The organism is Cohnella rhizoplanae, assembly GCF_948329515.1.
Taxonomy (GTDB): domain Bacteria; phylum Bacillota; class Bacilli; order Paenibacillales; family Paenibacillaceae; genus Cohnella; species Cohnella rhizoplanae.
Map to the genome: position 1 here is coordinate 1 of NZ_CAOJCN010000035.1, position 18,846 is coordinate 18,846.

The window sequence follows — 18,846 nt, forward strand, 5'->3', positions numbered from 1 at the left end:
GCGTTAGTTACATTTGGTGACTAACTCGGCAGATTTGCGAGGCGGCGGGCGACGTTAGTTACATTTGGGCACTAGCTCGGCGATTATGCGAGGCTGCGGGCGGCGTTAGTTACATTTGGGCACTAGCTCGGCGAAAATGCGGGCGGCGGGCGACGTTAGTTACATTTGGGCACGATCTCGGCTGGCTGTGTGCGGCAGCGGCTTCTCCGTTGTCCGCCGCACCGTCGCTTGGCAACGGCGGCGCGGCGGCAGGCGGTTACTCATAGTGGTTGCGCCTGAGCGCGACGTGCCCCGCGACCGCGACGATCCCGTACAGCGCCATCGAGAGCACCGCCAGCATCGCGATACTGACCATGACCATGTCCATCTGGAACACCTGGCCCCCGTAGATAATCATGTAGCCGAGACCGGCCTTGGACGACAGAAACTCGCCCATGATGACGCCGACGAGCGTGAGCCCTACGTTGACCTTGAGCGTCGCGATAAGATTCGGTACGCTCGCGGGCAGCAGCACCATCCGGAGCATCTGCAGCTTGGTCGCGCCGAACGACTCCATCAGCTTCAGCTTCGACTTGCTGATCTCCTTGAAGCCCGACTCGATCATCAGGATCGTGACGATGACCGAGATGGCGATCGCCATGCCGTACACAGAATAGCGGTCTCCGAGCCAGATATAGAAGATCGGCCCGAGCGCTACCTTGGGCAGCGCGTTTAGCACGACCATATACGGCTCGAGCACTTTGGACGCGTACGCGGACCACCAGAGCAGCACCGCGATCGCCGTGCCGACCGCCATCGAGAGCGCCAGGCCGATGACGGTCTCCGTCGTCGTGACCCACGCATGATGCCACAGCCGGCCCTCGATCGCCAGGCTTCGGAAGGCGGACACCAGCTGCGACGGACGGCTCGTCAGCATGGCGTCGACCCACTTGCGGTCGGCGGCCAGCTCCCAGAGGCCGAGGAACGCGGCGAGTAACGCGAATCTCGCCAGCCAGACGAACAATCGCATTCGCCGCTGTTTAGCCAGAAACCTTCGATATTGCGGAGAGGTTTGACCATCGATCGGTACGGATGATCGCCCCGGCATGTAGGGCGTTTGCTTAACCGGAGACGGCATGGCCTTCCAGCTCCCTCCATATGGCGTTGAAGTACGCGTTGTAACGGCCCGCCTCCCGCTTTTTCCACGGGGACAGTCCCTCGCCCTCGTCGAAGCGGATATCGTGTACGCCGGAGATCGTGCTCGGCCGCTTCGTCATGACCATCACGCGGTCGGCCATGCCGATCGCCTCGGAGATGTCGTGCGTCACGAGCAAGGCCGTTTTCCCTTGATCCTTGATGATGCGAAAAACCTCGTCGGCCAACGTCAGTCGCGTCTGATAGTCGAGCGCGGAGAACGGCTCGTCGAGCAGCAGGATATCCGGCTCCGCGACGAGCGTCCGGATGAGCGCCACCCGTTGACGCATGCCACCGGAAAGTTGCGCCGGGTTGTGGCCGGCAAACCCGCCGAGCCCGTAGCGTTCGAGCAGCTCGAGCGCCTTGCGCTTCGCCTTCTTCATATCCATGCGACGGATCTCTGCCCCTACGAGCAGATTGCTCAGCAGATCCCGCCACTCGAACAGATGATCGTGCTGGAGCATGTATCCCACCTTGGGGGAGACCCCGCGCACCTCCGTCCCGTCGATCAGCACGCTGCCCTTCGTCGGCTTCTGCATGCCGGAGACGAGGGAGAGCAGGGTGCTCTTGCCGCACCCGCTCGGCCCGACGATGCTGATAAATTCCCCGCGGTCGATCGTCAGGTTCACGTCGCGGAGCGCCTCGGTCTCCTGCCTTAACGTAAAGTAACTGAGTCCAACGTCTTGAAGCTCGATATGCGCCACCGGCTCATCCCGCCTCTCCAATCCGCTCTACAAAGCGCATGTCCACGATCGCATTCATATCGGCGACCTTGTCCTCGGCCTTCAGCACGCCGTTCTCGATCAGCACGCTCTGCAGCTTGTCGAACGCCTCCGCGGTCAGCACGGGATCCGCCGGCCACGTGTCCTGGTCCTGGTAGCGATGCACCGATTGGACGATCAGAGCGCCGGGCGTGCCTTCGAAATAAGGCGCGAGCGCCTCCGCGATCTCGTCGTCCGATGCGGCGGACAGCCATTCGGTCGCTCTGGCGACTGCGTTCACGAAGCCTTGGATGAGCTGCGGATGCTCGTCGATATAGTCGGACGTCGCGACGAACGAGGTCTCCGGGAAGTCGCCGAACGCTTCGCCGAGCGAAGCAACGTAATGCGCCTTGCCCTCGGCGATAAGCGTGGAGGCGACCGGCTCGAACAGCTGGATATAATCGCCCTGACCGCTCGCGAAGGCGCCGGCCATCGCCGGCGCGGCGATGTTCGTCACGACGTTAGCCTCGTCCGCGCCCTTTGCCAGGAGCGTCGATGCCATCACCATCTGCGGCGCGCTGCCCGGACGCCAGCCGATGATCTTCTTGCCCTCGAGCGCGCGCCAGTCGAAGGCGTCGGCCGGCTCGCGGGACAGCAGGAACGAGCCGTCCTTCATCGTCAGTTGATGGAAGACCTTGAGCTTCTTGTCGCCCTGCTGATTGTAAATGTAGATGGCGGTCTCGGGTCCGACGAGCGAGATATCGGCGGTCCCCGCGATGAGCGCCGCAGCCCCCTTGTCGGAGCCTTGCGCCGTGTTCATGTCGAGCTTGATGCCCTCCTCCTCAAAGTAACCCCTGGAGATGGCGACGTAATAGGGCGCGTAGAAGATCGAGCGGATGACTTCGGAAAACTTGATCGTCACGATCTCCTTGGGAGTTGCGGACGCGCCCGGGCTCGGGTCCGCGCCGGACGGCGAAGCGGACGGTTCGTTCGCTCGGCCGCATGACGCCGCCGACGCGATCAGCAGCAAGGCGAGCGCCAGCATGACGGTTCTTTTTAGCATGATCATGTCCTTACCTCCTGTCGATATCCTGTCATGAGATGCATTATATGCCCGGAGGACTTCGCTGGCGCCCCGGCGCGGACCGGTTCCGGCAGGCAAGCCAAAAAAAGCCGATCATTCGCATACGGGATCCCATCCATCCGGGATCGCCCTTTGCTTGATCGACTTTTATTCGCGCCAGCCGGCTGGCGTCTATCCTATATTACTGGCCGTCTTCCGCGGTCAGCGTCAGTCGAATCGCTTCCTGCACGCCTTCCCAGTGCGCCTTCATCTCCTCGCGTGCGGCCGGGCCGGACAGCTTGTCCTGATGGATGCTGATCGTAGCGCCCTGCTTGGCGGGGAGCACCCGGATCTGCAGCGCGGAGGGCGCCTCCCAGTCGCTCTTCATCCATTGCAGCCGGACATGGGACAAGGGCTTGACGACGGTGAACCGTCCCGAGTTCCCTTCCCGCGTCGCGAAGTTCTCGCCCTCGCGTACGACGGCGCCTTCGGTTTCCCCGAGCCACAGGCGCAGCCCTTCGGAGCCGGTCAACCAGCGCCAAGCCGCCTCCACCGTTACCGGCACCGTCCTGCGCACGCCGATCTGATAGCCGGCATCCTTCGTCTTCCCGACCGGGCTTGTCTCCGCTTGCCGTATCGTCTTGTCCATGTTCCCGTGCCTCCCCCAATCGTCATATCGAGGCGCCAATGCCCGCTCGAACAAATCCGCGCCGGATTCGACGACGTCCGCCATGGACGCCTCGGATAGCGGATCGCCCCCGTACAAGCGGGATACGAACGCGCCAAAATGCATCCACATGAACGACATCGCCTGCATCTGCGTATTCGTCTCGACGAGCTTGCCCGCAAGCCGCATCTCGCCCAAGTAGTCCGTCAGCAGCTCGAGCATTTTTTCCGGGTGCCGCCGGGCCTTCTCCCGCACCCCCGCGAGCGCGTCGTCCTTAAGCACGATCAGATACAGCTTACGGTTGCGCGCCATGATCTCATGATAGACCCGGCCGATCGTACGCAGATCCTCGCCTAGCTCCCAGACGATTTTTTCCTCGAACGCGGTCTCCATTTCCACGGCATAATGATATCGCTCCACCGCCTGCTCGATCAGCGTCAGCTTCGAGCCGAACCGCCGGAACAGCGTCATCTCGCTCACGCCCGCCGCCGCCGCGATTTCTTTGGTCGATACGCCTTTGAACCCCCTGTCGGCCATCAGTTCGATGGCGGCTTGCATCAGCTTTTCTCTGCTGTCGGTCTCTTCTCGCGGTATGAGGTTGACCTCCTTCTTCATGGTAGTTAGTGGTCACTAACATCCTTAATCCATAAATTAACCTTTTTCCCCTGACTTTGCAACCTGTATCGTTGCGGCACGAGAAAAAGCACGCTCCGAGAACGTGCTTTTCGCATGTCTGCTTGATTAGGATCATACCGGCGCAAATCGGGTCGTCGTTTTGCCCGATGCGGATGTCACGCGGCGGGATCGAAACGACGAGCCTAAGTATTCGAACGATACGTTCGGATAGCCGCCTTTGCGCGTTCCGTCCTTGCAATAAACGATTTTCGTTTTATCCGGATGAACGACCAGGCCGTGCGCCTTCAGCCGACGCCGGATTTGCTTCAACAGCGTTTTGGCTTCCGATTCGGTTTTGCAGTGACAGAGGATGTCGTCGGTATATCGTTCGAACGGTATATGGGGACGATTTTTTTGCATCCAGTTATCGAAAATGCCGCGCAAATAAAAATTGCCAAGCAAAAAGTTTAATTTATTGCCCTGCGCAAGCCCCTTTTTCTTTCGGATCAAAGCCCCGGATTTCGTTTTTTCGGGCGATTTGATCGTACGTTGCGTATAGAGCAGCACCCAGGGATTGCGGATGTGCTGCCTGAGCATATTCATAAGCAGCCGGTGATCGACGCTGTCGCCGAAGCTTCGAATATCGAGCACGACCGCCCAATCGTAACGGAGACATCGCTGGCCGGCGGTACGGATCGCTTCCTCGCGCGCTTGCTGCTTTTGCCTGTGGCCGTACGAATTCGGATGAAAAAGGCCCTCCAAGCGGGGATAAAGCTCGTTTTTCAGCATCGTCTGCACGATAAAATCTTTGACCGTCGGAATGCCGATCGCCCTTAATCCGCCCTTCCGCTTGGGAATGAATACCCTTCGGACCGGGGACGGCCGATACTTGCCCGAACACAATTGCTCGCGCTGTTCGCGCATCCACTTCGCGGGATTCCGTTTGTAATCATGGATCGTTTGACCGTCCACGCCGACAACTTTGGTTTTCCTCGATTGCCTGAATGCTTCGCGAATCAATCGCGGCGATATTTGGAACCTTCTGGCGCGTTCCACGCGAACCCCCCTTTGGATGGATGCGGTCGAGTCCCTACTGTATATGTCATCTCGTTTATTTTGATTGTGCGGTATCCCACCGCGTGCGGGTTCCGGATATAGAAGGTTGACGGGAAAGCGGGCGTTCGTTAAACTAAATTAGTTAAAAGATATTAAGTATTTAATTTCGAATCATTAAATGTGCTGAACAATAGGCGGACTCGGAGGTGATCGGACTGGACAAGCAGGAGACGCTGTCTACGTTGTTCGCGAATCAGATGCTCACGGTCGTCGCGAGCTATGCCAAGCTGCTGGAGAGCCAAATGACGGCGCCGCAGTATTACATGCTCCAGACGCTGGCTCGGTCGGACCGGATGACCGTGTCTCAATTCGCGAGCCTTCTGGGCGTGTCGCTGCCGGCCGTGACGAATCTGAGCGGCAAGCTGGTAAGCAAAGGGTATGCGGAACGGGTCGTGTCCGAGGAGGACCGCAGGCAAGTCTTTCTGAGGATCACCGATGCGGGACGGGCGTTCGAGAAGCGCATGCTGGACAAGTACAAGGAATTGACGAGCGGGATGTGGGACGGGTTTGCGGATGCGGAGATGGATCTGCTCATCGAAGCATACCGCAAGATGTCGGCGCATCTGCAAACGAAAATATAACGGGAGGTTATCGATCATGGGAAGACTGGAAAACAAGGTCGCGATCATTACGGGAGCCGCTGGCGGCATGGGCAAAGCGGACGCGCTGCTGTTCGCGCGGGAAGGCGCGAAGGTGGCGGTCACGGACCTTCAGGAGGAAAAGCTGCAGGAGGTCGTCAAGGAGATCGAAGAGGCCGGCGGCTCCGCGATCGGCTTCAAGCATAACGTCGCGTCGGAGGAAGACTGGAGCCGCATCGTGGCGGAGGTCGTCAAGGCGTTCGGCAAAATCGACATTTTGGTCAACAACGCGGGCATCAGCAATGCGACGCCGTTCCTCGAGATGACGGCCGAAAGCTGGGACAAGACGATGTCGATCAACGTATCGAGCGTCTTCTATGGCCAGAAGCACGTCATCCCGCACATGATCGAAGCCGGCGGCGGCTCGATCGTCAACATCTCGTCGATCGCCGGCCTGACCGGCGGCAGCGGCGCGGGCCCGTACACCGCGAGCAAAGGCGCGGTGCGCATGCTGACCAAGGCGACGGCCGTCGATTATGCGCGGTTCGGCATCCGGGCGAACTCGGTCCACCCGGGCTATATCGAGACGCCGATGACGGCCGGCATCTTTAACGACGACCGCATGACCCAATGGGCGCTCTCGCAGACCCCCCTCCAGCGGCTCGGCAAGCCCGAGGATATCGCGCGCGGCGTCCTGTTCCTGGCGTCGGACGAGTCTTCCTATATTACCGGCATCGAGCTGCCGATCGACGGCGGCTACTACGCCAAGTAAGCCCGCGTCCGGATCTGCTAATCCCCGGACGCGATTTTCGGCAGTACCTTCGCCCTTCCCTGGCGCGCATCCAATCGTCCGAGCAGCACGGAGATCTCCGCGATCCCCGCCTCTTCTCGGACGCGCGCCGGGGAAGGGCTTTTCTTTCGCCTCTTGTAGTGAAGGCGATGGGCGGCGGCGCGGCGATTGGAGGCGGATCGCATAGGCGCGCGCAAAAAAAGCCGCCCGGAGGCGGCTTAGAAATTGATGCAGCATGGTTACGCGTAACCTTTCGCTTTGGCTTCGGGTCTGGATTTGTTTACAGCTTCTCGACGATAAAATCGTCGAAGTACGTTTTTTGCATATGGGAGTATACGCCCGCCTGGCCGGAGGTAAAGGCGATCGAGGTCCCGCTGACGAGCAATACGCCGTCGATATAGCCTTTGATCGAGCTGCCGTCCACTTCCATCCGGAAGGTATGATAAGCGCCGGACGCCGGATCTGCGCTGAGGGTTGCCGAAGCCAGCGTCGTGTCGGCGCCGTTCTGATATTTCACCAGCGACACCGTATGATAGTATCCCGAATAGCTCATGTAGTAATAATTGCTGGCATTTTGATATCTCGCGATCAAGCCGACGCGGTCGTGCCAGCTGTCTACCTTGAGCTTGGACTCGACGCTGTAGTTCGTCCATGCGCTCGGAGCAGGGCTCGTCGGCGCCAACAGGCCGCCCGGGGTATGCAAGACGAGGAACCAGCCGCCGTAAGCGATCTCGTCGTCGAATACGGTTCTGTTCATCGGATCATGCTCGGTCATCAGGTAGACTTGGATTCTGCGGCTCTCGCGTTTGCCCGGCACCTGCCCGATCCAGTCGATGGCGTGATTCGCGGCGAGCTCCTTCGTATTGGGGTCCTTGTTCTTGATCCAATCCCAGACGCCCAGCACATATCGCGTCAATTGATGACGGATGTCCTCGTTCTCGTGAATCGTATGCCATGGCACGCCGATCTCGATCCACCAGTAGCCGCCCCGCACGTCGTTCGGCCTCCGGCCTTCCTTGTAGAAAAAGTCGTTGTCCAACTTCGCGGCCCACTCCGGCGCTTCGAATGGCGCAGGCGCGCCTGTATTCACCGTCTTGAACAGCAGCGACGATCCCATCACGTCGCCGCTTGCCTGAAACCGCTTCAATGCGGCGCTTCGCGCTCTTGCGAACGTCGACGATGGACGTATCAAGTGAAGGTCAGATTCGGCGTACGCACCGCCAGATCGTACATCGCCATATCCCATACGCTGTTCGTCCATCCGTTCTCGAAGATGACCTCGTGGTTGCGGGCGCGCTCCTCGATCAGCGGCTCCGATATAATGCCCGTCTCTTTCGCATAAACGTGGAATGCGGCCGCGCCGTGCGGCGTCACCCTCACCTCGGACGAACTGTTGCCTCCGAAGACGGGCCGGTCCTGAACGAGACAGGCCCGCGCGCCATGTCTGGCTGCGGCCACCGCGGCGCAGAATCCGGCCAAGCCCCCGCCGCAGACGACGACATCGTAACTTTCCTTGCGAACATGGCTGGTATTTTCCGCCTCATGCGCTTTCGTATGACACGCTCCGAATGCTCCCGATTTGCGATGTTCGTGTCTCTGCCAATTCCCTGCCTCCATGCGCCGCCCGCCTTCTACCATCGGCTTGACAGCGTTTTCTTTTATTGCCACCCCACTATACCATTGCGCTTCTGCCGACAAATAGCGCTATTTTTGATTTGATACCCTCATTTTGGATGGCTTAACGGTAGGCCAAAATAATGTCGCGCACCGCATACAGCGGACCTTATACGGCCGGATCGCTACGGCGCTTAGACGAGCGTATGACGCAGACTTTGATGGTCCAAGCGGGTGAGGAAATCGGTTGAGCGAAGTATAAGTGAGAGTTGTGATTTACATGTCGTTTAAACATTTGCCTGACATATTCGACTCTTATATTGATGACAGCACCTCATTCCCGCCTTTATCCGAGAGGAGAACGATCGCATGAACAAGAAAACGAAAAAAATCGCCGTAACGCTCGTCGCCCTGGCCGCCTTCGGCTTCGGCTCCGTCCAGCTTGCCCTAGCCGATGCGGCGCGGGGCACCGGCGGTCTCGCGCAAGCTGCTGCCGCTGCCCAGTCGACCACGACGCCGACCGGAACCGCAGGTTCGGGTACGGCCAAGCCTTCGACATCAGGACAAGCAGGCGCCGCTCAGACACCTGCCGATGGCCAAGGGAGTACGAACCCCGGACCGAAAAAGGAAAGGCCGGCACCGCGCGAGGGCGGTTCGGGACCTAACCCAGGTCAGCCGGGCGGGAAACAAGGCGCGGACGGCAAGCAAGGCGGCAAGCAAGGCGGCAAGCAAGGCGGCAAACAAGGCCCCGGCTGTGATCGGCCTGCGGGCGCGGCGCCCTCCGGTCCCTCGGCGCCTGCCGCAACCAGCACGATTGACGCCAACGGATACACGATCACCGTCTCCGGCGGATATGAGACCGATCCGGTCGACCACGGCCGTCCCGTGGTGCTCATCGCCGCAGCGCTGGGCGTGCCTACCGAGATGTTCCGCGAAGCGTTCAGCGGCGTAACGCCGGCCGGCGCGGACAGCGGCGGCCCGACGGAATCGGAAGCGCAGGCCAACAAGGCGGCACTCATGAAGGTGCTCGCGCCATACGGCATTACCAACGACAAGCTGGACGAAGTGTCCAACTACTATCGCTACAACGGCAATAAAGGGGAAGTATGGAAAAAGACGCCGGCCGTCTTGGAGACAATCGTCGAGAACGGCGTCGTCACCGGCGTGAAAATCTCGAAGGCCGGTGCCGGCTACTCGTCTGCGCCGACCGTGACTATCGAAGGCCCCGGCGGCAAAGTAACGGCGAAGGCCGAAGTCTCTTACTCGTCCGACTTCGCGACGAACGGCAGCCTCAAGTCAGTCACGCTGCCTTGACGATGTCAGGATGATAGTCTGCAACGAAAAAACCGCATCCACGCGGCAACGGTCAGCTAACGCGGCCCTTGCTCCGTTGATGCGGTTTTCTCCTATCTCCATATTCGTAAGCACATTCACGCTGCTCAGCGTTTCATGGCCGGCACCTGCTTCCATCCCCGCTCATGTAACTCTGTACAGCGCCTCTTTTCTCCACCTCCCTTCGATCCCCGGCCAAGAAACAATACACAGCGCTTCTTTCCTCGCTTCCTGTGGATCTCCGTCCAGGTAACGCTGCACGGCGCCTCTTTCCTCCGAACGGTTCAATCGCCGGCGGCGTTACGACAAAAAAAACGGCCGCACCGTCCAGAGGAAGGTCAGCCGCATTTCTCATGCGCACTCATCGCTTGCTGCGATGGGACTTGAACCATGCCAGCGCGTCCCGCAGCATCGCTTCCGTAAACGCATGGGCCACGCCTTCGTACTCGGTCACGACGAAGCGTTCCGGGCAGGCCGCATAGACGTCCGCCAGCGCCTCGCGGAACCGCCGTGCCCCGTCGGGCGGCACATGCCCGTCCTGCGCGCCGTTCAGAAAGCGGATGGCCGGCGCATGGGCGTAGCGCGCTGCGTTCGTCAGCGGATTGCACCGCCGGTAACAGTTCCAGGCATACGTGTCAGGCTCGCTCGGCGCCTCGTCCGTGCCCGGACGCAGCCAGTCCGGCGTGGAGATGCACGCCGCCACCGCGCGGATCCGCCGGTCGATGCCCGCCGCCGCCACCGCGATGTCGCCGCCCATCGAGATCCCCCCTGCCAGGACGGCGCCGTCCAGTCCGAACCGCTCGAACGCCCAGTCGATCACGCGCGGGTACTCCTCGGCCGTGAGCGCGATCATCGGCCAGAAGTAACGGCGCTTGTTCGCGTCCAGCTTGTGCCGGAACGCCTCCCGGCTCTCGCGCATCCGGTCGCCATGCTCGTACGGATCGTACGAGACGGCCGTGAATCCCGCATCCGCGAACAGACGCAGATGCTCCCGCAGCTTATCCTTGCTCCCCGACAATCCCGGCAGCCAGACGACCAGGTCGCCGCCTGCGTCCGATTCCGGCCGTTCCCAGATCAACGGGATATGGTCAACATTCTCCCCGCCGCTTCTCGCGCCGTTCTCCCCTTGCTCATTTCCGCCCATGCCCGTTTGCCTCCGATCCGTCGCTGAACGGTTAGTTTACGCCCCAATAATCGCAAGTTTATGAATTCCTTCTTGATCGCGAATTCCGATTCAGCGCGAACGGCGGCCCGCAGCCGCACGGCTCGTCCTCGTCCCCGGCTCGACATAGACGCGAGTCACAGCCCCATCCACGATCTCCAATGCGTTCAGCTGATAGCCGTAAGAGCAGCCTCCGTCGATGCCGATCTTGTCGCCACCGAACCACACGTCCGGCTTGTCGTGCAGCTCGATGGCTTTCGTATGGCCGAATACGACCGTCTTGCCGGCCGTGACCGGGTGCTTATAAAAAGCCTCGCGGATAAACAAGTAATCCATCACGCTCTGCTGACGCCAATCCTGAATCTCCGGATTAAGGCCGGCATGGACGTATATGAAATGATCGTCCTCGTAGTAATAAGGCAAATGCTCGAGGAAGCGAATGTGATCCTCGCAGCCTGCCATAATGCGCGCGCGATACTCGGAGACCCGCTCGGGCACGATCCTCGAGGCATGTCCCGCGCCCAGATAGCTGCCGATCGCCTCGGCGCCGCCCTTTTCGAAAAATTTGAGAATCTCCGCGGGATGCGCCCGTCCTTGCATGACCCGTACGAAACGCCGGTCGTGGTTGCCCTGCAGCGCGATGGCGCCGGACTCTCTGACCAAACGCCGGACAAGGGCGACGGCCTGCCTGCTCCCGGGCCCGCGGTCCACGTAATCGCCCAGCAGGACAAGCCGGTCGCATCGCGCGTCGAATCTGCACTTCGCCAGCAGCCGCTTCAATTGCTCCGCGCATCCGTGGATGTCGCTGATCGCCAGTGTACGCGTTTTGTTCAATTGCTGCACCTCCCCTGGCGGGATTCGCCTTGGCCGACCGCGCGCCTGAGCGGCGAATCGCCCGATTATTGGTCCGTATTTCCTTCTTTACCCGCGACGGCGCGTGTCGCATGCACCCGCGGAGCGAATGCCGGTGCCATGTCTCATCAGGTCGCACCGCAAAGAAGCTGCCGATAGCTGCCGAACGAGGCCGATGGCCGCTGCCGGTCGCCCTGCGGCCTCAACCCGGCTCTCCGCTCGCGGCAAAAGAGTGAATATGCCCCATCGCCATGTCCAGCGCGGCGCGCAGCGGTCCGGTGTCCCGGCGCACCTGCGTCAGCAGGAGGCCGCCCTGAAGCGCAGCGAGCATGCCGAGCGCCAGGCGCTCGGGATCCGCGGCAGGCGTCAGCGCGCCGCGGTCCCGCATCGCCCGCAAGCCCGCCCGAATGCTCTGCTCCCAGCGCATATAGCCTGCGGCAAGCCCGGTCCGCGCTTCGGGCTCCAGCTCCGAGAGCTCGCTGGCCAGCGAGCCGATCGGGCAGCCGCCCCGGCACTGCCGCTCGTCCTGCAGCGCGACGATCGCGTCGCACCAGGTCTGCAGCGCCTCGAAGCTGTCGAGCCGGCTGAGCAGCGGCTGCTGCGCCTCGAGCACGGACGCGACCTGATGGTCGACGACGGCCAGCACCAGCTCTCTTTTCTCTTTGAAATAGTGGTAGAGCTGCGATGCGCTTACCTTGGCCGCGCGCTGCACGTCCTCGACGCTCGTGCCCGCGACGCCGCGCTCGAACATGAGGGCGGCCGCCTCCGATACGATTCTCGCTCTCGTTTGTCTTCCCTTGGCCGTCAGACGCGGCCGCCGATTGGGTTGAAGGTTGGTAGGTTCCATAAGCCTATCTTAGCAAAAATGGAGTTGACAATCCAGAAAATGAAAGTTAAGATGAGTCCAACCCCAAAATGGAGTAATCAATCCAAAAATGGAACGGAGAATTACGATGAGCCTCAATCAGGCGCTGGACGAAATGAAGAGAGAATTCGAGGCGCATACGCCGTTGGAGGCGCAAGCCGCGCTGTATCGCCTGATCCGGGAGCAGCAGGAATCGGAGAAGCCGTTCGGCCTCCAGGTCGGCGACAAAGCCAAGGACTTCGCCCTGACCGATGCGCACGGCCGCCAAGTCAGCCTGTATGAAGAGCTGTCCGCCGGTCCCGTCGTACTTACCTTCTACCGAGGCGGATGGTGCCCGTACTGCAGCCGGCAGCTGCGCGCCTATCAGCAGGTGCTGCCCGAGATCGAAGCGCTCGGGGCCCGGCTAATCGCGGTCAGTCCGCAGAATCCCGACCAGACGCTGTCGCAGACGGAAAAGGACGAACTGCGCTTCCAGGTGCTCAGCGACAGTCACGGCATGGTCGCGGCGAGCTACGGCATCCTGTACGACGTCCCCGAGGATGTACAGGCCGTGCTCCAGCAGGGATTCGGTCTCGACCTGGCCGAGTACAACGCGACGAACCGCTGGATACTTCCCGTACCCTCTACATTCATGATCGACGAGAGCGGCATCGTCCGTTCGGCCTACGTGAACCCGGACTTCATGCGGCGGTTCGAGCCCGACGACATTCTCAGCGAGCTGAGCAAGCTGTAACCTTTAAAAGGACGAAGGGGACTGCCGAAAACCGGCAGTCCCCTTCAATATGTCCTAGCATGCGGTTAAATGATCAAGCTGCTGATGGCGAAAGCGGTGCCGACGTAGACGGCCGCGAGGAGCAGCCCCACCGCGACGTTTCCCTTCTGCAGCTCGACGGACAGCGTCAGCTTCGGCGTCACCCATTCGAGCACCCAATAAGCGAGCAGCAGGCAGGCGTATCCGACCGCGAACCACAGCGCGAGATGCCAGATCGAGCTGTTGGTATAGGCGGCCACGCCGAGCAGCAGCGCGGTGCCGAGGAACTTGCCGGAGAGCGCGAGGCCGACCGCGACATTGCCCCGCCGCAGCTCCTCGAGATCGTTGAAGCGCGTCATCCAGCTGAATACGAGCATTCCGATCCATTGGAGCGCGACGATGACGACGATGCTCACGAGTAGATTAACGGCTACGATGAAGCCCACCCCCTAAATTTGCTGTACACCAGATCGTATGCGGCATAGTCGTGCACTTCCTCGAGGAAAATGTCCGTCTCCTTGACCGTCTTCAACTGCGCATAGCGCTCGTCGTCGATCGGCTGCTTGACCCGCTGCCCCGAAGGCAGCTCCACGACGGCGAACTCCCGCGACTTGTCCCCTAGCGTCGTCTTGTAGACGCCGACCAGGTCGGCCTTCGTCTTGAGCCTCACCTTCAGCCGGTTCAAATCCGCTTCGGCATCCGACCGTACCTCATACGACTTAATCGGCCGCCATAACGAGAGAACGGTCTTCGCGCGACCCTGCGCGTCCTCGGTGAGCGTGGCGCTCATATGCTGAAGCACCCATACCTTGTCCCCGGTCGCGTAGTTCTTGTCGTTGGCCATCAGCTGGTTGTCCGGCTCGATCGTCATATCCCCGCCGATCAGGTCGCCGACCGTGCCCTCGACGATCCGGTAATCCCAGGGGACGGTCGAGATCGTGGTACCGTCGGCGGAGACGGAAGTCCCGCTCCCCGACGGCGTATAATTCGTCGTCCCATTGCTAACCGTCGTGCCCGCGCCGTCCATGCTGAACACGCTGCCTCTCGTTCGGTTGTTCGCGCATTGGGAGACCATCGCGATAAATAGGATGACGCCGATTACGACGGCGATCGCCTGCCAGACCGGCGTAGCGGGCCTTCTGCTATACATGACCGTTCACCCCGATCGGTACAAATTGACTTGCGTTGCCCGTAATTCGTCCGCCGGCCCGGCCGAGCAGGCCGCAAGGCTGGCCGTCCAGCATGAACAGACCGGTCAGCAGGTGCTGCTGGCGTCCGCCGAGCCGAAGTGCCGGCAGATCCGCGCGCTGCTGGTACACCACCGGGAAAAAGACGCTCGTATCGAAGCCTTCCCGGTCTTCTTCCTCCACGCCGCCCGTATCGTCGTACAGCTTCACGGAGCCGCCTTCCCTGCCGAACATCGACTTGGACACGTACGCCCCGTCGAACAGCGGCTTCGTATACGTCGGCAGCATGTAGCGGCGGATCCATGAGCGTTCCTGCTCGCTATACAACAACTCCAGCTCGTACAGCCCCCAGATGAGCGCCTGAAGTCCCTTGGACTGCAGCAGGATGGCATGCGGCGGGTTGAACAGCGCCAGCTGACCCCGCTCGATCGCGTAGGCGAGCGCTTCTCCGCCTTCGTCCAGCGCCATCCACTCCTTGGGATACAGCGCGAACATGCGCTCGATCGCGCGCCCGGCGGCGTCCTTGACGATGCCTTGGTCGACGGACAGCTCGAGGAGGTCGATCCGCTGCGGAGCGAGCCCGCTGTGCGCGGCCAGCAGATCGATCGTGCCCGTGTCCTCGGCATGGGCACCGTAGGCGGCGCACGCCAGCGTATCGGGCCGTTCCTTGGCCCAGGCGGTCTTCAACAGCGACGCCATCGCTTCGTTGGGCGAGGTCAGCCCGGCCTGCCGGCACAGCCATGGCGTCGCGGCGGCGGCCTCGGCGTAGCCGGTCGGCGTGTCCGCGTTGAGCTCGAGCAGGCGAATCCCGCCCTCCGGCGTCACGGCGAAGTCGAACCGGGCATAGCGGCTGATCTCGCCTTCGGGCGGAAGGGGAAGGGCGTCGAGCATGTTCCACAACAGCGACGGAACGCCGCACAGCGCATACAGCTCCCTGCGGCCGTGCGCGTAGCGGACCGCGCGGTCGAACACCTGCCATAGCCCTGCGGCGGCGCTCTTCAGCTCATGATAGAGATACGGATCCATCGCCACGACCTCGTCGAGCCAGTACGGCTCCCCGTCGAGGTCGGCCCAGCCGAACCCTCGCGCGGCAAGCTCCCGGACGGCGACCTGCCTGTCTAACGGCCGGCGGTCGAGCACGCGAAGCAGGCTCATCCGCCGAATCCTCCGCCGCCGCTCGACTTGCCCGAGGACGTGAAGCCGCTGGAGGTGCCGCCGATGCTGCCCTTCGAAGCGGAGGTCGAGCGCCGGGTGATGCTTCCGCTGTCGCCGGAGGTCGTCGGCCGCACGGTGGAGCCGGCCGTCGGCCGGTTCTGGAAGCGGTTCGCGTCGTAGGTGGGGCGGGTATAGGCCGCCCCGGTCGCGGCGTTGTAGGCCGGATGGGAAGCGCCCCATGAAGCGGACGAATAGCTCCCTCCCCGGCCCCAGATCAGATGATAGAGCATGAGATCGTCCCAGCCGAAGCCGGAATGCACGATCGTCGTGCCTCCCCCTCCGCCTCCCGAGACGGCGCCGCCGCCTGACGGTTCCGGCGTGGCGGTCGCCTCCTCGGAGGGCTCGGCCAGGTCCGGCAGATTCCAGTCGAGGGCCGGATCGTAGAAGGCCTTGACGGCCTCGGTGGACCACTCCAGCAGGACGGGCGATGACGCCGCGGCCGAAGATTCGGTTGGCGACGGCGACGGCGAAGCCGCCGTCGTAGCTGCGGTCGCGCCCGGCGGCATCGCGCTGCCGGCCAGCAGCGCAATGCCGAGCGCCGTGGACAGCACCTTGGGCGCCTTGCGCTCCGCGAAGGAGCCGGAGCGCGCAGGGTCCGGTCGGGAGCGTTCTTCCGCGGGACCGGTACCGCGCGAATCGTATGGTGAATTCATGTTCGGCGCCCCCTACAATGAGATGGATGACTTTTCTTTGCGCACGGGCACGAGCAGCAGCTCGACGATACCCTGCTCGACGTCGAGCCTGCCTTCGATCGTCTCGTACTCCTCAGAGCCGACCGTCAGGTAATTGACGTGATGCAGCGCGTTCAACATGTCGCGCGTCCACAATCGCTCGTCGATCTTGCGCAACTGACCGTCAGGCAGCTTCTGCAGCAGGACGACCGTCATTCCATTATCCAATTTTCATCACCTTTTCCATTTCGTGAGTCGTCGTGGCAATGACAATACATACGCCGACAACGGCAAAAGGTTTTACATTTGCGGTAAAAATTTTCCGCCGGACCCTGCAAACCCCGCCATTTCCCGACAGCAGAATAAAGTCCGCCCCCCAACTCGGAGACGGACCTGATCGCGGCATCCGCCGCCTAATCCTTACTTCACCTTGACCCGAAGCTGCGGGCTCGCGCTCCCGGGAGCGATTCGTTCCGGTGCAGGCGGGATGCCCGCGGCTTTTTTGACCGATTCGGTCACGGTCTGGATCACCTCTCCGACATCGTGCACGGATTCGAGCAGCGGGTCGATCGTCTGGATCTTCCCTTTGACGTCGCGGGTCACCTGATTGGCGCTTCGGATGAGCTGGGAAGCCTCGCCGGTCAAGCCGTGGACGGCGTTCCTGACCTCGGCGAGCGTCTTGTTGGTCTCTCCGAGCGTGATCATCCCTTTGCGAAGCGTCTGAATGAGATATAACGCCAGTCCTGCAAAAGCGATCGCGGCGACCGCGACGCTGATCTGGATTACCATAAGCAGCACCCCCTCTCCTTCTTCACTGTATGTCCGAAGGGAGTGGGACATTCCTATGCTTGGAGGGCATACATCCGCGCTTCATAGGGTCGCAGCGTGCCGCGCGGCGGCTCGTCGGCATAGTTGGCGATCAAGAGCTGCCTGTCCCCGGTCAGCGTCCCGGGCAGGTCGAACGATACGTGCGCCCCGTAGAAATTGCAAAGCACGAGGATCGTGTCGCCGTCCAGCCTGCGCGTATACGCGAACACGTCGCGATGTTCGGGCAGCAGCAGCTCGTAATCGCCGTAGACGATCGCCTTGCGGTCTTTGCGCAGCGCGATGAGCCGCCGGTAATAGCTGAAAATGGAGTCCGGATCTTTAAGCTGCTCGGCGGCGTTGATCTCCGAATAATTCGGATTCACTCTGATCCAGGGCTCTCCCGACGTGAATCCCGCCTGAGGCGACGCATCCCACTGCATGGGCGTGCGCGCGTTGTCCCTGCCCTTGGCATGGATGGACGCCATGACCTCGTCGTGCGGGTACCCCCGCCCGGTCCGTTCCTTATAGAGATTGAGCAGCTCGATATCCCGGTAATCCTCGATCGGATAGCGCACGTTGGTCATACCGAGTTCTTCGCCCTGATACACGTACGGCGTCCCCTGCATGCCGTGGAGCAGCGTCGCCAGCATTTTGGCGGATTGCACCCGGTATTCTCCGTCGTCGCCCCAGCGGGAGACGATGCGCGGCAGGTCGTGATTGTTCCAGAACAGACTGTTCCAGGCTTTGCCGCCCAGCTCCGTCTGCCACTTGGACAGCACGGCCTTAAGCTTCAGGAAGTCGAGCGGCGCGAGATCCCACTTGCTCCAGCCTTCCTTTTCGTCCAGCCCGATATGCTCGAATTGGAACACCATGGACAGCTCGCTGCCGTCCGGATTGCTGTACAGCCTTGCGCTCTCCGGCGTCGCGCCCCAAGTCTCGCCCACGGTGAGCAGGTCCGCGCGGCCGAACGTCGCCCGGCTGAGCTCGCGGATGTATTCGTGCAGCTTGGGACCGTTGCCCGTGATCTTGCGGTCGGGCTCCTTGGCGATCAGATCGATGACGTCCAGCCGGAAGCCGCCGACGCCTTTGTCGATCCACCAGTTGATCATGTCGTAGATCTCTTCGCGCACGCGGGGATTCTCCCAGTTGAGGTCGGGCTGCTTGACGGAAAAAAGGTGCAGGTAATACTGGCCCAGCTCCGGCACATACTGCCAGGCCGAGCCGCCGAAGACGCTGCCCAGATCGTTCGGCGGAGAATCCGGATCGCCGTCCCGCCATACGTAGTAATCGTGGAAAGGGTTAGCCCTGCTCTTCTTCGCCTCTACGAACCAGGGGTGCTCGTCGGAGGAGTGATTGAGCACGAGATCCATGACGATCTTGATCCCCCGGCGGCCGGCTTCCTCGATCAGCCGCTCCATGTCGGCGAGCGTGCCGAACATCGGATCGATGTCCCGGTAATCCGAGATATCGTACCCGTTGTCGTCCTGGGGGGACTTGCTCACCGGGGACAGCCAGACCGCGCCGATGCCGAGCTCCGCCAGATAATCGAGACGCGAGATCACGCCGGGCAGATCTCCGATGCCGTCCCCGTCGCTGTCCTGATAGCTTCGCGGATAAATCTGATACACGACGGTCTCTTTCCACCACTTCTGATGCTCCACGCCTGATCGCCTCGATTCGTCGGTAG

At 61.5% G+C, this 18,846-nt stretch carries 21 protein-coding genes; 4 read left to right on the forward strand and 17 right to left on the reverse strand.

What is annotated here, in order from left to right:
• Positions 1-256: 256 nt before the first annotated feature.
• The 5 genes from PQG80_RS27210 to PQG80_RS27230 form a co-directional block, all read right to left on the reverse strand.
• A complete protein-coding gene (locus PQG80_RS27210; RefSeq protein WP_432432815.1) occupies positions 257-1,009 on the reverse strand; it encodes an ABC transporter permease in 753 nt (250 codons plus the stop codon).
• A 91-nt stretch (positions 1,010-1,100) separates the two neighbouring features.
• A complete protein-coding gene (locus tag PQG80_RS27215; RefSeq protein ID WP_271754956.1) occupies positions 1,101-1,877 on the reverse strand; it encodes an ABC transporter ATP-binding protein in 777 nt (258 codons plus the stop codon).
• Between the two features lie 4 nt (positions 1,878-1,881).
• Complete coding sequence (locus tag PQG80_RS27220; RefSeq protein WP_271754957.1) at positions 1,882-2,943, reverse strand: ABC transporter substrate-binding protein; 1,062 nt, start codon at positions 2,941-2,943, stop codon at positions 1,882-1,884.
• A 196-nt stretch (positions 2,944-3,139) separates the two neighbouring features.
• Positions 3,140-4,219: a TetR family transcriptional regulator gene (locus PQG80_RS27225; RefSeq protein WP_271754958.1), complete on the reverse strand. Its 1,080-nt coding sequence runs from the start codon at positions 4,217-4,219 to the stop codon at positions 3,140-3,142.
• 132 nt (positions 4,220-4,351) lie between these two features.
• Positions 4,352-5,275, reverse strand: a complete 924-nt coding sequence (locus tag PQG80_RS27230) for a reverse transcriptase domain-containing protein (protein ID WP_271754960.1) — start codon at positions 5,273-5,275, stop codon at positions 4,352-4,354.
• Between the two features lie 206 nt (positions 5,276-5,481).
• Between PQG80_RS27230 and PQG80_RS27235 the strand changes: the two genes are divergently transcribed.
• Entirely contained in the window at positions 5,482-5,916 is a 435-nt protein-coding gene (locus PQG80_RS27235; RefSeq protein WP_271754961.1) for a MarR family transcriptional regulator, read from the forward strand.
• A 16-nt stretch (positions 5,917-5,932) separates the two neighbouring features.
• Positions 5,933-6,685 carry an SDR family NAD(P)-dependent oxidoreductase gene (locus tag PQG80_RS27240; protein WP_271754962.1) on the forward strand — a complete coding sequence of 251 codons (753 nt, stop codon included), beginning with the start codon at positions 5,933-5,935 and terminating at the stop codon, positions 6,683-6,685.
• Positions 6,686-6,983: 298 nt separating this feature from the next.
• Here PQG80_RS27240 and PQG80_RS27245 read toward each other — a convergent pair whose 3' ends face one another.
• Entirely contained in the window at positions 6,984-7,850 is an 867-nt protein-coding gene (locus PQG80_RS27245; RefSeq protein ID WP_271754963.1) for an FAD-dependent oxidoreductase, read from the reverse strand.
• A 41-nt stretch (positions 7,851-7,891) separates the two neighbouring features.
• Positions 7,892-8,320 (reverse strand): FAD-dependent oxidoreductase, encoded by a 429-nt coding sequence (locus PQG80_RS27250; RefSeq protein ID WP_271754964.1) that lies wholly within the window; start codon positions 8,318-8,320, stop codon positions 7,892-7,894.
• A 366-nt stretch (positions 8,321-8,686) separates the two neighbouring features.
• Here PQG80_RS27250 and PQG80_RS27255 point away from each other — a divergent pair, with 366 nt between their 5' ends.
• A complete protein-coding gene (locus PQG80_RS27255) occupies positions 8,687-9,631 on the forward strand; it encodes a hypothetical protein (RefSeq protein ID WP_271754965.1) in 945 nt (314 codons plus the stop codon).
• 379 nt (positions 9,632-10,010) lie between these two features.
• On the opposite strand, the gene PQG80_RS27260 is transcribed toward PQG80_RS27255, so the two are convergent.
• From PQG80_RS27260 to PQG80_RS27270, 3 genes are all read right to left on the reverse strand, one after another.
• The gene (locus PQG80_RS27260; protein ID WP_271754966.1) at positions 10,011-10,793 is read right to left on the reverse strand and encodes a dienelactone hydrolase family protein; all 783 of its coding nucleotides are present in this window, start codon (positions 10,791-10,793) and stop codon (positions 10,011-10,013) included.
• Between the two features lie 90 nt (positions 10,794-10,883).
• Entirely contained in the window at positions 10,884-11,645 is a 762-nt protein-coding gene (locus PQG80_RS27265) for a metallophosphoesterase (protein WP_271754967.1), read from the reverse strand.
• A gap of 220 nt (positions 11,646-11,865) precedes the next feature.
• Positions 11,866-12,510 carry a TetR/AcrR family transcriptional regulator gene (locus PQG80_RS27270; protein WP_271754968.1) on the reverse strand — a complete coding sequence of 215 codons (645 nt, stop codon included), beginning with the start codon at positions 12,508-12,510 and terminating at the stop codon, positions 11,866-11,868.
• A gap of 106 nt (positions 12,511-12,616) precedes the next feature.
• Between PQG80_RS27270 and PQG80_RS27275 the strand changes: the two genes are divergently transcribed.
• Positions 12,617-13,261, forward strand: a complete 645-nt coding sequence (locus PQG80_RS27275) for a peroxiredoxin family protein (protein ID WP_271754970.1) — start codon at positions 12,617-12,619, stop codon at positions 13,259-13,261.
• A gap of 65 nt (positions 13,262-13,326) precedes the next feature.
• On the opposite strand, the gene PQG80_RS27280 is transcribed toward PQG80_RS27275, so the two are convergent.
• The 7 genes from PQG80_RS27280 to PQG80_RS27310 all read right to left on the reverse strand — a co-directional run bounded on the left by PQG80_RS27280 (position 13,327) and on the right by PQG80_RS27310 (position 18,820).
• Positions 13,327-13,716, reverse strand: coding sequence for a DUF350 domain-containing protein (locus PQG80_RS27280; RefSeq protein WP_271755007.1), 390 nt, complete (start codon positions 13,714-13,716; stop codon positions 13,327-13,329).
• Positions 13,710-14,429: a hypothetical protein gene (locus tag PQG80_RS27285; protein WP_271754971.1), complete on the reverse strand. Its 720-nt coding sequence runs from the start codon at positions 14,427-14,429 to the stop codon at positions 13,710-13,712. The genes PQG80_RS27280 and PQG80_RS27285 overlap by 7 nt, the downstream gene beginning before the upstream one ends.
• The gene (locus PQG80_RS27290) at positions 14,422-15,621 is read right to left on the reverse strand and encodes a glutathionylspermidine synthase family protein (RefSeq protein WP_271754972.1); all 1,200 of its coding nucleotides are present in this window, start codon (positions 15,619-15,621) and stop codon (positions 14,422-14,424) included. The genes PQG80_RS27285 and PQG80_RS27290 overlap by 8 nt, the downstream gene beginning before the upstream one ends.
• Positions 15,618-16,334, reverse strand: coding sequence for a hypothetical protein (locus PQG80_RS27295; protein ID WP_271754973.1), 717 nt, complete (start codon positions 16,332-16,334; stop codon positions 15,618-15,620). Before PQG80_RS27295 ends, PQG80_RS27290 begins: the two co-directional genes overlap by 4 nt.
• Before the next feature lie 12 nt (positions 16,335-16,346).
• The gene (locus PQG80_RS27300) at positions 16,347-16,580 is read right to left on the reverse strand and encodes a hypothetical protein (protein WP_271754974.1); all 234 of its coding nucleotides are present in this window, start codon (positions 16,578-16,580) and stop codon (positions 16,347-16,349) included.
• A 192-nt stretch (positions 16,581-16,772) separates the two neighbouring features.
• Positions 16,773-17,141, reverse strand: a complete 369-nt coding sequence (locus PQG80_RS27305) for a DUF948 domain-containing protein (protein WP_271755008.1) — start codon at positions 17,139-17,141, stop codon at positions 16,773-16,775.
• 53 nt (positions 17,142-17,194) lie between these two features.
• Positions 17,195-18,820: a glycoside hydrolase family 13 protein gene (locus tag PQG80_RS27310; RefSeq protein WP_271754975.1), complete on the reverse strand. Its 1,626-nt coding sequence runs from the start codon at positions 18,818-18,820 to the stop codon at positions 17,195-17,197.
• Positions 18,821-18,846 lie beyond the last annotated feature (26 nt).